The 14,515-nt window shown below is 60.0% G+C and carries 12 protein-coding genes; 9 read left to right on the top strand and 3 right to left on the bottom strand.

Annotated features, from left to right (window positions below; genetic code table 11):
* Positions 1-46: 46 nt before the first annotated feature.
* The 6 genes from AGR1_RS16665 (at position 47) to AGR1_RS16640 (ending at position 6,693) form a co-directional block, all read left to right on the top strand.
* The gene (locus AGR1_RS16665) at positions 47-1,348 is read left to right on the top strand and encodes an extracellular solute-binding protein (protein ID WP_149147610.1); all 1,302 of its coding nucleotides are present in this window, start codon (positions 47-49) and stop codon (positions 1,346-1,348) included.
* Positions 1,349-1,418: 70 nt separating this feature from the next.
* Entirely contained in the window at positions 1,419-2,357 is a 939-nt protein-coding gene (locus AGR1_RS16660; protein ID WP_077984280.1) for a sugar ABC transporter permease, read from the top strand.
* Positions 2,350-3,198: a carbohydrate ABC transporter permease gene (locus AGR1_RS16655; protein ID WP_022563716.1), complete on the top strand. Its 849-nt coding sequence runs from the start codon at positions 2,350-2,352 to the stop codon at positions 3,196-3,198. The genes AGR1_RS16660 and AGR1_RS16655 overlap by 8 nt, the downstream gene beginning before the upstream one ends.
* A gap of 17 nt (positions 3,199-3,215) precedes the next feature.
* Positions 3,216-4,289, top strand: coding sequence for a sn-glycerol-3-phosphate ABC transporter ATP-binding protein UgpC (gene ugpC, locus AGR1_RS16650; protein ID WP_137411682.1), 1,074 nt, complete (start codon positions 3,216-3,218; stop codon positions 4,287-4,289).
* Positions 4,290-4,431: 142 nt separating this feature from the next.
* On the top strand, positions 4,432-5,484 hold the full coding sequence (locus AGR1_RS16645) for a sugar phosphate isomerase/epimerase (protein ID WP_077984277.1): 1,053 nt from the start codon (positions 4,432-4,434) through the stop codon (positions 5,482-5,484).
* 21 nt (positions 5,485-5,505) lie between these two features.
* Complete coding sequence (locus AGR1_RS16640; RefSeq protein WP_137411684.1) at positions 5,506-6,693, top strand: Gfo/Idh/MocA family oxidoreductase; 1,188 nt, start codon at positions 5,506-5,508, stop codon at positions 6,691-6,693.
* A 103-nt stretch (positions 6,694-6,796) separates the two neighbouring features.
* Here the strand turns inward: AGR1_RS16640 and AGR1_RS16635 are convergent, their stop codons facing one another.
* The 3 genes from AGR1_RS16635 to AGR1_RS16625 all read right to left on the bottom strand — a co-directional run bounded on the left by AGR1_RS16635 (position 6,797) and on the right by AGR1_RS16625 (position 8,814).
* A complete protein-coding gene (locus AGR1_RS16635) occupies positions 6,797-7,048 on the bottom strand; it encodes a hypothetical protein (protein WP_149147609.1) in 252 nt (83 codons plus the stop codon).
* Between the two features lie 121 nt (positions 7,049-7,169).
* Positions 7,170-8,456, bottom strand: a complete 1,287-nt coding sequence (locus AGR1_RS16630) for a glycerate kinase (protein WP_142911860.1) — start codon at positions 8,454-8,456, stop codon at positions 7,170-7,172.
* Positions 8,457-8,460: 4 nt separating this feature from the next.
* Positions 8,461-8,814, bottom strand: coding sequence for a DUF1304 domain-containing protein (locus AGR1_RS16625; protein WP_077984274.1), 354 nt, complete (start codon positions 8,812-8,814; stop codon positions 8,461-8,463).
* A 227-nt stretch (positions 8,815-9,041) separates the two neighbouring features.
* Here AGR1_RS16625 and AGR1_RS16620 point away from each other — a divergent pair, with 227 nt between their 5' ends.
* Genes AGR1_RS16620 through AGR1_RS16610 form a run of 3 tightly spaced genes read left to right on the top strand, consistent with a single transcriptional unit; the run spans position 9,042 to position 14,510 of the window.
* Positions 9,042-9,806 (top strand): ImuA family protein, encoded by a 765-nt coding sequence (locus tag AGR1_RS16620; RefSeq protein WP_077984273.1) that lies wholly within the window; start codon positions 9,042-9,044, stop codon positions 9,804-9,806.
* A complete protein-coding gene (locus AGR1_RS16615) occupies positions 9,721-11,238 on the top strand; it encodes a DNA polymerase Y family protein (protein WP_187772210.1) in 1,518 nt (505 codons plus the stop codon). The genes AGR1_RS16620 and AGR1_RS16615 overlap by 86 nt, the downstream gene beginning before the upstream one ends.
* Positions 11,235-14,510, top strand: a complete 3,276-nt coding sequence (locus tag AGR1_RS16610; RefSeq protein WP_149147608.1) for an error-prone DNA polymerase — start codon at positions 11,235-11,237, stop codon at positions 14,508-14,510. The genes AGR1_RS16615 and AGR1_RS16610 overlap by 4 nt, the downstream gene beginning before the upstream one ends.
* The last annotated feature ends 5 nt before the right edge of the window (positions 14,511-14,515 follow it).

Here is a 14,515-nt window from a genome sequence, read left to right as displayed (position 1 = left end):
CGCATTGGGGAATAAATGAGGAAATCCCCGAGGGAGGATCACCATCATGACGATTTGGCACGCAGGCGCAAGCCTGAGCGGCAAGCTCGTAAGCTTTGCCACAACGACAAGTATTGCTCTCATGCTCGGCGCAGCATGCGCCTCGGCCGCGACGGTCGTAAAATGGATGCATGTGGAACTGGACCCGAAATCCGTGGCCGTCTGGGTGGAGATCGCCAAGGAATACGAGGCCAAGCACCCCGATGTCGACATCCAACTGCAGTTCCTCGAAAACGAGGCCTTCAAGGCGAAGTTGCCGACGCTGCTGCAATCCAACGACGTGCCCGACTTCTTTTATAGCTGGGGCGGCGGCGTCCTTGAGGAGCAGTCTAAGACTGGTGCGCTGAAGGATCTGACCGAGGTTTTCGATGCCGATGGCGGCAAACTGCGCCAGGCCTATAATGCGTCTGCAATCGACGGCCTGTCCTTTGACGGCAAGGTCTGGGCCGTGCCTTATCGTGTCAGCCTTGTCAGCTTCTTTTATAATAAGGAACTGTTCGCCAAGGCAGGTGTGAAGGCCGAGGATATCAAGACCTGGGCGGATTTCAGCGCAACCGTCAAGAAGATCAAGGACGCGGGCATCGTGCCGATTGCCGGCGGCGGCGGAGAAAAATGGCCGATCCATTTCTACTGGAGCTATCTCGTCATGCGCAATGGCGGGCAGGCCGTGTTTGATGCCGCCCGCAAGGGCGAAGGCGAAGGCTTCATGGACCCTGCCATCATCAAGGCGGGTGAGCAGCTGGCCGAGTTCGGCAAGCTTGAACCTTTCCAGCCCGGTTATCTCGGCTCCACCTGGCCGCAGGCGCTCGGCGTCTTTGGTGACGGCAAGGCTGCAATCATTCTCGGCTTCGACAATACCGAAGCGAACCAGCGCAAGAATGCCGGCGACGGTAAGGGTCTGGCCCCTGAAAACATCGGGCGCTTTGCCTTCCCGGTTGTCGAAGGCGGTGCCGGCAAGGCCACCGATACGCTGGGCGGCCTGAACGGTTGGGCGGTCACCAAGAATGCGTCCAAGGAAGCGATCGATTTCGCCACTTTCCTCACCAGCAAGGAAAGCGAAGAGAAGATGGCGACCGCCGGTATGATCCTGCCGGTCGCCACGGGTGCAGCCGGTGCGGTGAAGAACCCGCTGTTGGCGGATTCGGCCAAGCAGCTCGCCGCCTCCACCTGGCACCAGAACTTCTTCGATCAGACGCTCGGCGCCGCCGTCGGCCGCGTCGTCAATGATATTTCGGTCGAGATCGTATCCGGCCAGATGACCGCCGAAGAAGGTGCCCAGCAGATTCAGGACGCATTCGAGCTGCGCTGATCTGACGATTTCCATGGCAGCGCCGCGAATGTGCGGCGCTGCTTATCTGCCTCCATGAAAGCGGATAGAGATGACGGATATTTCCATGACTTCTGCGTCCATGCCGGCGCGTGGCGCGACAAAGGGTAGGCACAAGCGGAGTTCAGTCGCGCATGATCGGGCGCTGACCCTATTGGTGTTCCTGCCGCCCGCGCTGCTACTCTTTACCCTGTTCGTCATTCTGCCCATGGGTGAGGCGGCGTGGTATAGTCTTTATCGCTGGAACGGTTACGGCACACCGACCGATTTTGTCGGCCTGAAGAATTTCCAGGTCCTGTTCGGCAATGCCGCCTTTTCACAGGCTTTGCTCAATAACGGCCTGATCATCCTCATCTCGATCCTGATCCAGATACCGCTCGCCATCTGGCTTGCCATGATGCTGGCGCATCGCATTCCCGGCGTCGTTGCCTTCCGGCTGGTGTTCTTTCTGCCTTACGTTCTGGCGGATGTTGCTGCGGGTCTGATCTGGCGCTTTGTTTATGATGGCGACTATGGCCTCTTTGCCGCGATTTCCAACTTCTTCGGATTCGCCAATCCTTACGTGCTGGCCGACAGGGATGTGGCGATCTATGCCGTGCTCGGCGTCATCGTGTGGAAATATTTCGGTTTCCACATGATGCTGTTCATCGCGGGCCTTCAATCCGTCGATAAGAATGTACTGGAAGCGGCCGAAATCGACGGCGCGTCCGGCTGGCAGAAATTCCGCTACGTCACGCTGCCGATGCTCGGCTCCACGGTTCGCCTTTCCGTCTTCTTTGCGGTCATCGGCTCCCTGCAACTGTTCGACATGATCATGCCGCTTACCGGCGGCGGTCCATCCAACTCCACGCAGACCATGGTCACCTTCCTCTACACTTACGGCGTCATGCGAATGCAGGTGGGCCTTGGCAGTGCGGTGGGCGTTGTTCTTTTCGTCATCTGCGTGACGCTCGCCTTCGGTTACAAAAGGATATTCATGCGCCATGACTGACACATCCACTTCCGTGCGCATGCCGCTGCAAACCAAGCTTTATCTCTATATCTCGCTGAGCCTGATCGCGGCCATCGTGCTCATTCCGCTTCTGACGACGGCTCTTGGCGGCTTCAAGACGCTGGGAGACCTGCGTGTCAATCCGTTCGGTATACCGGCCGAATGGCAATGGGCCAATTACGGCGATATCCTGCTTGGCAAACGCTATTGGCTGCAGATATTCAATTCTCTGGTCATCGCGCTGTTGACGGTGTTCCTGACGCTCACCGTCTCGGCCATGGCGGCCTTCACCTTCGCGCATGTGAAATTCTTCGGCTCGTCCTTCCTGCTCAATTATTTCCTGCTGGGGCTGATGTTCCCGGCGGCGACCGCCATCCTGCCGCTGTTCATCCGCATTCGCGATTTGGGCCTTCTCGACACCTATTGGGGTGTGGTGCTGCCGCAGGTGGCTTTCGGCCTTGGCATGAGCATTCTTCTGTTCCGCAACTATTTCCGCAATTTGCCGGATGAGTTGTTTCAGGCAGCCTTTGTGGATGGCTGCGGGTATCTGCGCTTCTTCTGGCACATTTCAGTGCCGCTTTCGCGGCCGATCGTGGCGACCGTTGGCATCGTCTCTTTCGTCGGCAGCTGGAACAGCTACATCCTGCCGCTCATCATGCTGAATTCGGAATCGAAATATCCCTGGCCGCTCGGCATCATGGTGTATCGCGGCGAGTTCGGCACGGAATGGCAGCTGGTTCTCGCCTTCATCACGCTGACGATCCTGCCGACAGTCATCGTCTTCTTCCTCGCACAGAAACACATCATCGCGGGCCTGACGGCCGGTGCCGTCAAATCGTGACATGAAAGGAGCAAAATATGGCTTCCGTCGAACTTAAGGATATCCGCAAGTCCTATGCCGCGCTCGATGTCATTCACGGCATCTCACTCGATATTGCCGATGGTGAATTCATCGCGCTGGTCGGCCCTTCGGGTTGTGGCAAGTCCACGTTGTTGCGCATGATCGCGGGGCTGGAGGAAATCACCGATGGGGATATTCTCATCGGCGACAAGGTGGTCAATGGCATGACCCCGCGCGAGCGCAACATCGCGATGGTATTCCAGTCCTATGCGCTTTATCCGCATATGACAGTGGCTGAAAACATGGGCTTCAACCTGAAGCTTGCCGGCCAGCCGAAAAGCGTGATTGAAGAGCGCGTTGCGGAGGCCGCCCGCATGCTCGATCTCGGCAAGCTGCTAGACCGCAAGCCCTCGCAGCTTTCCGGCGGCCAGCGCCAACGTGTCGCCATGGGGCGCGCCGTTGTGCGCAACCCGGCCGTCTTCCTGTTCGATGAGCCGCTTTCAAACCTCGATGCCAAGCTACGCGTGCAGATGCGCAGCGAAATCAAGGCGCTGCACCAAAAGGTCGGAACGACCTCAATTTATGTCACCCATGACCAGATCGAGGCGATGACGCTGGCCGACCGGGTGGTGGTGCTCAATCAGGGCCGTATCGAGCAGCAGGGTACGCCGCTCGAACTTTACAAGACCCCCGCCAATCTCTTTGTCGCCGCTTTCATTGGCTCGCCCGCGATGAACCTGATCGAGGGTGTGGTGGATGGCGAGGGCGACCAGCCTGCCGCCCGGCTGAAGGATGGTACGGCGATCCGCATCGCCGCTGACAGAAAGGTCAAGCGCGGGCAGTCGGTCACGATCGGGCTACGCCCGGAACATATCGGTTCGGCGATCGGCGGAGATATCTCGCTTACGGGCAGAACGGTACTTGTGGAGCCAACCGGCGCACAGACCCATGTGGTCTTCGAACTCGCAGGCGATCAGGTGACCGCAGTGGTGGATGGCGAGCAGCTGGTGAAGGTCAATACGCCCTTTGCCGCCAGCGTTCATCATGAGCGGGTACATGTCTTCGACAGGGCGAGCGGGCTCGCGCTCTAAGCGCCCCAATGTTTTGATGGAATGCTGAAATTCTCTTGCCCTTTCGCTTTTGGGGCTTGTCTGAAAATAACGAGCGGTTAGCTTGGCGCTTGGGATCGAAGCGGGTTACCGCGCAACTGTATCGATGCAGGAGGAGATTTTAATGAGAACGATCAAGGGACCGGCGCTTTTTCTCGGCCAGTTCGCAGGCGATGCCGCACCGTTCAACAGCTGGGACAGCATAACCAAATGGGCGGCTGAGAAAGGCTATATCGGCGTGCAGGTGCCGACCTGGGCAAGCCAGCTGATCGATCTAAAAAAGGCCGCGGAATCGAAGGATTATTGCGACGAGTTCGCCGGTGTCGCGCGCCAGAATGGCGTGGAAGTCACCGAGCTTTCCACTCACCTGCAAGGTCAGCTCGTCGCCGTTCACCCGGCTTATGACGAGGCCTTCGATGGTTTTGCCGCACCGGAAGTGCGCGGCAACCCCAAGGCGCGCCAGGAATGGGCGGTGGAACAGGTAAAGTTTGCGCTGAAAGCCTCGAGAAATCTCGGCATCAAGGCACATGCGACATTCTCCGGCGCGCTTGCCTGGCCGTTCGTCTACCCGTGGCCGCAGCGCCCGGCTGGTCTGGTGGAAACGGCCTTCGACGAACTGGCGAAACGCTGGACCCCGATCCTCGATTATGCCGATGAACAGGGCGTGGATGTCTGCTACGAAATCCATCCCGGCGAAGATCTGCACGATGGCGTGACATTCGAGATGTTTCTGGAGCGCGTGAAGAACCACAAGCGCGCCAACATGCTCTACGACCCCTCGCATTACGTGCTGCAATGCCTCGATTATCTCGACAATATCGACATATATAAAGACCGTATCAAGATGTTCCACGTCAAGGATGCGGAGTTCAATCCGACCGGACGGCAGGGCGTCTATGGCGGTTATCAGGGCTGGGTCAACCGTGCCGGCCGGTTCCGCTCGCTCGGTGACGGGCAGGTTGATTTCGGTGCGGTCTTCTCCAAGATGGCGGCCAATGATTTTGACGGCTGGGCCGTGGTTGAGTGGGAATGCGCATTGAAACACCCTGAAGACGGCGCCCGCGAAGGGGCGGAATTCGTCAAGGCGCATATCATCCGCGTCACGGAAAAAGCCTTTGACGACTTCGCATCAAGCGGCACCGACGATGCGGCCAACCGCCGTATGCTTGGACTTTGAGAGCATTGCAGAGGAAACATTATGGCTATTGAAGGAAAGACAACCGACAAGGCGAACAAGCGGATTCGTCTTGGCATGGTGGGCGGTGGTTCGGGTGCCTTTATCGGTGGTGTTCACCGCATGGCAGCAAGGCTCGACAATCGTTTCGATCTCGTGGCAGGGGCCCTGTCCTCGACCCCGGAAAAATCCCTGGCTTCCGGCCGTGAGCTGGGGCTCGATCCCGAACGATGCTACGGCTCTTTCGAGGAAATGGCCGAAAAAGAAGCGCTGCGAGAGGATGGCATCGAGGCGGTGGCGATCGTCACCCCAAACCATGTCCATTATCCGGCCGCGAAGGCGTTTCTGGAGCGCGGCATCCATGTCATCTGCGACAAGCCGCTGACCTCCAATCTGGAAGACGCCAAAAAGCTGAAGGAAGTGGCCGACAAGGCGGACGCCCTGTTCATCCTGACGCATAACTACACTGGCTACCCCATGGTACGGCATGCGCGGGAACTGGTGGAATCGGGCGCTCTCGGCACGATCCGTCTGGTGCAGATGGAGTATCCGCAGGACTGGCTGGCGGAACCCATCGAGCAGACGGGCGCCAAGCAGGCCGTCTGGCGCACCGACCCGGCGCAATCGGGTGCGGGTGGTTCCACAGGCGATATCGGCACGCATGCATATAATCTTGGATGCTTCATTTCCGGCCTGGAAGTCGACGAACTGGCGGCTGATGTGCACACCTTCGTCGAAGGCCGCCGGCTGGACGACAACGCGCATGTGATGCTGCGTTTCAAGGCGACGGATGGCAAGCAGGCGGCCAAGGGGCTGCTCTGGTGCAGCCAGGTTGCGGTCGGTCACGAAAACGGGCTGAAAGTTCGTGTGTATGGTGACAAAGCCGGCATCGAATGGACGCAGGCTGATCCGAACTATCTCTGGTTCACGAAGCTCGGCGAACCCAAGCAGTTGATCACCCGCGGCGGTGCAGGCGCCGGGGCTGCGGCGGCGCGCGTCACCCGCATTCCATCGGGCCACCCGGAAGGCTATCTCGAAGCGTTTGCCACCATCTATACTGAAGCGGCCCATGCCATTGAGGCCAGCCGCGACGGCTCGGCGCTGGACAAGGCGGTGATTTATCCGACCGTCGATGACGGGGTAAAAGGCGTCGCCTTCGTCACGGCCTGCGTCGAATCCGGAAAAAAGAACGGCGGCTGGGTGAAGCTGTAAGATTGGACACGACCCTGCCCGCGCATTTCTTCTCCCCGCCGGGGAGAAGAAACAAGCGGTACGGGCTCGCTCCTTCGTTATCGCCTGGTCTCAAGGCTCAATACTATTGATAAGAGCTAGGAGACATCGACTGCACCCGTTGCGTTACGGGGCAACCGTCCTCGATCTTGGTCCAGGACGAAACGTTGAGCTTCATCTCGCAACGTGCGAGATAGGAGCCGCCATCGACCTTCAGGCAGGATGTCTGGCCGAGTTCGAACATGGCACCGCGATTTCGGCATTTGCAATTGTGGGCATCCGCCAAAGTCGGAATAAGGGCCACGATCAGGCCGAATATGAGTACTCCAGAACGCATGGCTGAAGCTCCAAAGGATATCGCGCTAGATTACTCCTCTCCGAAGGCATAGTCAAAACGTCTTCCCTCCGAGAAGCCCGCGTCGGAAGGCCCATAATAGTCACTGCAAACTTCTCCGCTATTACCCGATCAGAATCGCCCTGATATCATTCACATTCGTCAGGGTCGGTCCCGTGACGACAAGGTCTCCTGCTGCATTGAAAGCGGTGTAGCTGTCGTGGCTCATGAGCGACTGGCGCGGATCGACACCGGCTTTGCGCATGCGGGCAAGCGTGTCCGGTGTCACCACCGCACCTGCCGCATCCTCCACGCCGTCTATGCCGTCGCTGTCGCCGGCAATGGCCCAGATGCCATCCGCACCCTTCAGCGTCAGCGCAAGGCTCAGCAAGAACTCCGTGTTGCGACCGCCCTTGCCTGCCGGTCCCTTGCCGCCAACGCCCCTGTTCAGCGTGACCGTGGTTTCGCCGCCGGAGAGCAGGACGGCCGGGCCTTTGACCGGAAGGCCCTTGCGGCTGGCGGAAAGCGCGATGCCGGCCATGACTGCGCCGACATCTTTTGACTCACCCTCCAGTGAATCTCCGAGGACGAGCGGCGTAAGCCCAAGTTTCACTGCCTCATCCGCTGCCGCCTGCAGGGCGAGCGAGGGGGCGGCGATGAGCCGGATATCTTCCGCGATATCGCCCGCCTTCGGGGTTTCCTCGCCTTTTTCCAGCACCTTGCGCACGTTTTCGGGAAGATCGAGCGCATAACGGGAGACGATTTCCCGCACGGTTTGAATGTCACTCGGATCGGCAACCGTTGGCCCGGAGGCGATCTCTGAGGGGTCGTCACCCGGAACGTCGGAAATCAGCAGTGAAACAACCTTGGCGGGTTTGGCGGCCAGCGCCAGCCGTCCGCCCTTGATGCGGGAGAGGTGTTTGCGCACCGCATTCATTTCGGAAATCGTCGCGCCGCTGGCAAGCAAGGCACGGTTGACAGCCATCTTGTCCGCAAGCGTCATGCCTTCGGCTGGCGCGACCATCAGTGCCGAACCGCCGCCGGAAATCAATGCGATCACCATATCGTCGGCGGTGAGCCCTTCGACTGCGGCGAGAATGCGTTTTGCCGCTTCCGCGCTCTTCTCGTCGGGCACGGGATGGGAAGCCTCGATGATTTCGATACGCGCCGTCGGCACGGCATGTCCGTAACGCGTCACCACCACACCTGAGAGCTCCACATGTGGCCATGCCGCTTCAAGCGCTGCGGCCATGGCGGCGGAAGCCTTACCGGCGCCCACGACCACGCAACGCCCTTTGGGCGGGGAGGGGAGGTGGTGTTGCAGCACCTTTGCCGGATCGGCGCTGGCGACTGCGGCCATGAAAATGCGGTTGAGAGCGTCTCTTGCGGAGGTGTCGTTCCATGCGGTCATCAGGTCATGCTCCAAGCCAGAGGAAGCCGAGCGCAAACAATGCCGGCAATGCCTGAATGAACAGGATCTTCATATTGGCAGTGATCGCGCCGAAAATACCGGCGATCAGAACGCAAGTCAGGAAGAAAACCTTGAAGCTGAGCCCGTCATCGCCCTGTGTGAGCCCATAGATCAGCCCGGCTGCGAGAAAGCCGTTATAAAGCCCCTGATTGGCGGCAAGCACTTTTGTCTGCCGGGCGAAATCCGCCGAGAGACCAAAGGCTTTTCGGCCGGCCGGCTTTTCCCACAGCAGCATTTCCAGAATGACGATGTAGATATGGATCGCCGCAACCACGGCAATCAAGATGCTGGCGATCATCGGTGGTTCCTCCAAACCATGATGTCCGTTGCCTGCGGCTGTCGGGGGAAAACAGGCGGCGAGCGGACAATTCCGTTTTAACGATGGGGCAGAGCGCCGCAAGGCCGGAATCCTCTCTTCCCGTGCAAACTGTTGAATAGCGCCAACCTGTTGCTTGACTCTTTACCGAAATAGGAACAAAACAAGAACAATTAAGATGAATAACCGGAATTGAAACCTGTCATGCCATGCAAAAGCGCGCGGATCAGTTGCTCCTTGTCGAAGAGCTGCGTGAAAGGCTGGAAAGGATCGGTAACGGCGCTCCGCGCCTGCACGAAACTTTGCCTTTCGGCGTGGATGCCCTCGACCATCACCTGCCGGGAGGCGGGCTAAAGCTCGGCTGCCTGCATGAGGTGAGCGGCGGCGGCAATGGCGCTGTCGATGGCGCGGCGGCTGCCCTTTTTGCGGCCGGTGTGGCGGCAAGGCTTTCCGGCAAGGTTTTATGGTGCGTCACCCGACGGGATCTGTTCATGCCGGGGCTGACGCAGGCGGGCCTATCGCAGAACCGGCTCATCATCGTTGAATGCCGCGATGAGAAAGGCGTGCTCGATTGTTTCGAGGAGGGCCTACGCTGCAATGGTTTCGGCGCGGTGATGGGCGAACTGGCGAAATTGCCGATGAACGCCTCGCGACGGCTGCAGCTGACGGCGGAAACCTCTGGCGTTACCGGCATCGCCATCCGCCGTTTCAGGCGTCCGGCCGATGCGGCGCTGTTCGGCGAGCCGACCGCGTCCGTTACACGCTGGCGGATTTCCGTGCGGCCCTCTTCGCCTTTGCCGGTGCCGGGGGTGGGCAGGCCGCGCTGGTTTCTTGAACTCTTGCGATGTCGCGGCGGCGAAAGCGCCGAATTTGAAGTGGAAGCCTGTGATGCAAAGGGTCGTCTCGCTCTACCTGCCGACATGGCCGACGGATCGCTTCCGGCGTCTTTCGGGCAAGGACGCGCCGCCGGCTGAAAAGCCGCTGGTCATGATTGGCCGCCAGGGCAGCCGCCGGCTGGTGCTGACGCTCGACAAGGCGGCAAAGGCGGCGGGCATCCGCCCCGGCACTCCGGTCAGCAAGGCGCAGGCGCTGGTGCCGGGTCTTCTTATGGAAGATCTGGACTCGGCTGGTGATGCCCGCGCCCTTGAGCAACTGGCCTTTCATTTTTTACGCATCTACGCCCCCATTGTCGCTGCCGACCCGCCGGACGGGCTGGTGCTGGACACAGCGGGTGCTGACCATCTGCACGGCAATGAGACGCTGATGCTGAGCGGCATGGTCAACCGCCTGCATGCCGCAGGCTTTGCCGCCCGCGCCGCCATTGCCGATAGCTGGGGGGCGGCTCATGCGCTGGCACGTTTCAGCCGTGAAGAAATCAGCATCATACCGCCGGGTAGCCAGAGAGCGGCGATCAGCGGCCTGCCGCTTTCTGCGCTGAGGCTGGAGGAGCGTATCGTTTCCGGGCTGAAAGTGCTCGGCTTCCGCAGCATCGGTGAGCTTGCCGAAGCCCCGCGCGCGCCGCTGACCCTGCGTTTCGGCCCCGAGCTTGTCCGTCGTCTCTCGCAGGCTTTCGGAGAGATCGGCGAACCCATCGAACCGGTGCGGGTGGCCGAGCTGGTGGAGGTGCGGCGCGCCTTTCTCGAACCCATCGCAGCAGCGGAGACGATTGCCCGTTATACGCAGAAGCTCGTTGTCGACCTTTGCGCCGCGCTGGAAAAGCGCGGTCTTGGTGCTCGCCGGGTCGATCTGGTGCTGCACAGGGTCGATAGTGGTCTGCAGGCCATAAGGGCGGGCACATCAAGACCGGTGCGCGATGTCAAACAGCTGGTTCGGCTTTTGACCGACCGTATTGACACCATCGATCCCGGCTTCGGCATCGAGATGATGGTGCTGACCGCCACCCATGCCGAACCGCTTCTCGCCGCACAGGCCCGATCCTCGCTTCTGGAGGAGGGGCGTGCGGACATCGCCGATACGGTCGATGTCATCCTCAATCGTGGCCACAGGGTCTATCGTTACGCGGCGGTGGCGAGCGATGTGCCGGAACGCTCCCTTACCCCCGTTGGGGCGCTTGCGCCAGAAGATAGGCTCGGCTGGCCTGGCCACTGGCCGCGTCCGGTCCGGCTTTTTGCAAGGCCGGAACCCATCGAAACGCTGGCGCTGCTGCCGGACCATCCGCCGCGTTATTTCCTCTGGAAGGGCGTGCGCCACAATGTGCGGCGCGCCGACGGGCCGGAGCGGGTGTTCGGTGAATGGTGGAAACGCGACCGGGAAAAGGCCGCCGTGCGCGATTATTTCACGGTGGAAAATGAAAGCGGCGAGCGCTTCTGGATTTTCCGCTCCGGTGATGGCGAACATGCGGAAACGGGCTCTCAGGGCTGGTTCATCCATGGGGTCTTCGCATGAGCGCGACCCGTTATGCCGAACTTCAGGTGACCACGCATTTTTCCTTCCTGCGCGGTGCAAGCTCCTGCGATGAACTGTTCGAACAGGCCAAAAACCTCGGCATCGAGGCGCTCGGTATCGTGGATCGCAACAGCCTTGCGGGCATTCCCCGCGCTTACGAAGCCGCCAATAATCATGGCGTCCGCCTCGTCATCGGCTGCCGGCTCGATCTGGATGACGATATTTCCGTGCTTGCCTATCCCATGGATCGCCAGGCCTACGGCCGTCTTTGCCGGGTGCTTTCCGTTGGCAAAAAAAGAGGCGGCAAGGGCAAATGCCGGCTGACATGGGACGATCTCGTCACCTATGGCGAAGGACTGATCGTCGTGCTGCTCGCCGATCTGGCCGACGATCTCTGCGCGCTTCGCCTGCGCCGGCTCAAGGCTGCTTTTTTCGACCGCGCCTATATGGCGCTCAGTCTCAGAAGGCGGCCCAACGACCAGATGCGGCTTTTCGAACTGTCGAACATGGCGCTAGCCGCAGGGGTGCCGACCGTGGTGACCAATGACGTGCTGTTTCATGTGCCCGAGCGCCGCATGCTGCAGGATGTCGTCACGTGTATCCGGCACAATTGCACCATCGATGAGGCGGGGTTCCGCCGCGAGCGCCATGCCGACCGTTATATGAAACCGCCGGAAGAGATGCACCGGCTGTTCGCCCGTTACCCCGAGGCGCTCTCCCGCAGCCTTGAAATTGCGAAACGCTGCAAATTTTCGCTGAAAGAACTGGTCTACCAATATCCCGAAGAGCGCAGCCTGCCGGGGCTGACGGCGCAGCAGGCGCTGGAAAAGATGGTGTGGGAGGCGGCGCCGGGGCGGTATCCGGATGGTTTGCCGGATAAGGTGGAAAAGGCTTTGCATCACGAACTTGGCCTGATCGGCAGGCTGGAATATGCTCCCTATTTCCTGACGGTGAATGCTATCGTTCGCCATGCACGTTCGCTGGATATTCTCTGTCAGGGACGCGGCTCGGCCGCCAATTCGGTGGTGTGTTACGTGCTTGGCATTACCGCCATCGATCCCGTCAAGGTCGATCTCCTGTTCGAACGTTTCGTTTCCGAGGAGCGACGCGAACCGCCGGATATCGATGTGGATTTCGAACATCAGCGGCGCGAGGAGGTCATCCAGTGGGTCTATGATACCTATGGTCGCGACAAGGCCGCGCTGTGCTCGGTCGTCACCCGTTATCGCGGCCGCGGGGCGTTGCGCGATGTCGGCAAGGTTCTGGGGCTGCCCGAAGATTTGACGAAACTGCTATCCTCACAGGTCTGGCGCTGGAGCGAAGGGGTGGATGAGAAGCAGCTCAAGGAGCTGAACCTCAATATGGAGGACCGCCGCCTGAAGCTTGCATTCGAGCTTGCCAACCAGCTTGTTGGTACGCCGCGCCACCATAGCCAGCATCCGGGCGGCTTTGTTCTGACCCATGACCGGTTGGACGAGTTGGTGCCGATCGAACCTGCTGCCATGGACAAACGGCAGATCATCGAATGGGACAAGGACGATGTCGATATCATGAGGTTCATGAAAATGGACTGTCTGGCGCTCGGCATGCTCTCCTGCATGAAGCGCGGCTTCAACATGCTGGAAGAACGTACCGGTGATAAGTACGATCTCGCTACCGTGCCGCAGGATGACGATCCCACCTATGAGATGATCCAGAAGGCCGATACGCTTGGTACCTTCCAGATCGAAAGCCGGGCGCAGATGTCGATGCTACCGCGGTTGAAGCCGAAGATATTTTACGATCTCGTCATACAGGTCGCGATTGTTCGCCCCGGCCCCATTCAGGGCGATATGGTGCATCCTTATCTGCGCCGCCGTGATGGGAAAGAGAAAGAGCATTACCCTAAAGAGGAATTGAGAGGGGTACTCGGCAAGACGCTCGGTGTGCCGCTGTTTCAGGAACAGGCCATGCGTGTCGCAATCGAATGCGCCGGTTTTTCACCCGGCAAGGCGGATCAGTTGCGCCGCGCCATGGCAACCTTCAAGAATGTCGGCACCATCTCCAAATTCAGGCAGGATCTGATCGATGGTATGGTGGAGCGCGGTTATGAGAAAGAATTCGCCGAACGTATCTTCAAACAGCTCGAAGGTTTCGGCAGCTACGGTTTCCCTGAAAGCCATGCGGCTTCCTTCGCGCTGATTGCCTATGCCTCCTCATGGCTGAAATGCCATTATCCAGATATTTTCTGTACGGCGCTTCTCAATTCGCAGCCCATGGGTTTTTACGCCCCGGCGCAGATCGTGCGAGATGCGCGTGATCATGGCGTGGAGGTGCGCCCAGTCTGCGTCAATAACAGCCGCTTCGATTGCACGCTGGAGCCGACGGGCAAACGAGATGTAAATGGCAAGGAGCGTTATGCCGTGCGGCTCGGCATGCGTCTGGTGAAGGGGCTTGCCAACAAGCACGCTGCCGATATCGTCGCCGCCCGGCAGGACCGGCCTTTTGCCTCGGTGGACGATCTCTGGCGAAGGGCGGGCGTTCCGACCGCCGCCCTGGTCTGCCTAGCGGAGGCCGATGCCTTTCTGCCGTCGCTTTCGCTTGCCAGACGCGAGGCGCTCTGGGCCATCAAGGCTCTGAGCGATGAGCCGCTGCCGCTTTTTGCTGCTGCTGCCATCAGGGAAAATGCCGTTATCGAGGAGCTTCAGGAGCCCTCCGTTGCGCTTCGGCCCATGACTGACGGTGGCGAGGTGGTGCAGGATTACGGCCATGTGGGGCTGACCCTGCGCGAGCATCCCATGACCTTCCTGCGCCGCGATCTTTCCCGCCGCCGCATCGTCACCTGTGCGGAGGCGGCGCGTGTGCGGGATGGCACATGGCTGGAAACGGCCGGTCTGGTGCTGGTGCGCCAGCGCCCCGGTTCGGCAAAGGGCGTGATCTTCATGACGCTGGAGGATGAGACGGGTATCGCCAATGCGGTGCTGTGGGTCAAAACCTTTGAAAAATACCGGCGCGTGGTGCTGTCGGCCGGCATGGTCGGCATTTACGGCAAGATCCAGCGGGAAGGCGAGGTGGTGCATCTGGTCGCCCACCGGCTGACCGATCTGTCGCAGGCGCTGGCCAGTGTGGGCGAGCGCAACCGCGCCTTTCCCCTGCCGCATGGGCGTGGCGACGAGTTCCACCATGGCACGCCGCCGGAGGATCATCGCGCGTTCCGCAAACGTCCCCAACCTGTCTTGGAGAATGATGACACGGTCGAGCGGATAAAGGTCATTTCACGCAATTTCCACTGAGAAGC

Source organism: Agrobacterium sp. B1(2019), assembly GCF_008274755.1.
Taxonomy (GTDB): domain Bacteria; phylum Pseudomonadota; class Alphaproteobacteria; order Rhizobiales; family Rhizobiaceae; genus Agrobacterium; species Agrobacterium salinitolerans.
This window is presented reverse-complemented; position numbering and strand designations above follow the sequence as displayed.

Coding starts and splice junctions, on each gene's coding strand:
- AGR1_RS16665 (WP_149147610.1), top strand. CDS start 47: ATGACGATTTGGCACGCAGGCGCAAGCCTGAGCGGCAAGCTCGTAAGC.
- AGR1_RS16660 (WP_077984280.1), top strand. CDS start 1,419: ATGACGGATATTTCCATGACTTCTGCGTCCATGCCGGCGCGTGGCGCG.
- AGR1_RS16655 (WP_022563716.1), top strand. CDS start 2,350: ATGACTGACACATCCACTTCCGTGCGCATGCCGCTGCAAACCAAGCTT.
- ugpC (WP_137411682.1), top strand. CDS start 3,216: ATGGCTTCCGTCGAACTTAAGGATATCCGCAAGTCCTATGCCGCGCTC.
- AGR1_RS16645 (WP_077984277.1), top strand. CDS start 4,432: ATGAGAACGATCAAGGGACCGGCGCTTTTTCTCGGCCAGTTCGCAGGC.
- AGR1_RS16640 (WP_137411684.1), top strand. CDS start 5,506: ATGGCTATTGAAGGAAAGACAACCGACAAGGCGAACAAGCGGATTCGT.
- AGR1_RS16635 (WP_149147609.1), bottom strand. CDS start 7,048: ATGCGTTCTGGAGTACTCATATTCGGCCTGATCGTGGCCCTTATTCCG.
- AGR1_RS16630 (WP_142911860.1), bottom strand. CDS start 8,456: ATGACCGCATGGAACGACACCTCCGCAAGAGACGCTCTCAACCGCATT.
- AGR1_RS16625 (WP_077984274.1), bottom strand. CDS start 8,814: ATGATCGCCAGCATCTTGATTGCCGTGGTTGCGGCGATCCATATCTAC.
- AGR1_RS16620 (WP_077984273.1), top strand. CDS start 9,042: ATGCAAAAGCGCGCGGATCAGTTGCTCCTTGTCGAAGAGCTGCGTGAA.
- AGR1_RS16615 (WP_187772210.1), top strand. CDS start 9,721: ATGCAAAGGGTCGTCTCGCTCTACCTGCCGACATGGCCGACGGATCGC.
- AGR1_RS16610 (WP_149147608.1), top strand. CDS start 11,235: ATGAGCGCGACCCGTTATGCCGAACTTCAGGTGACCACGCATTTTTCC.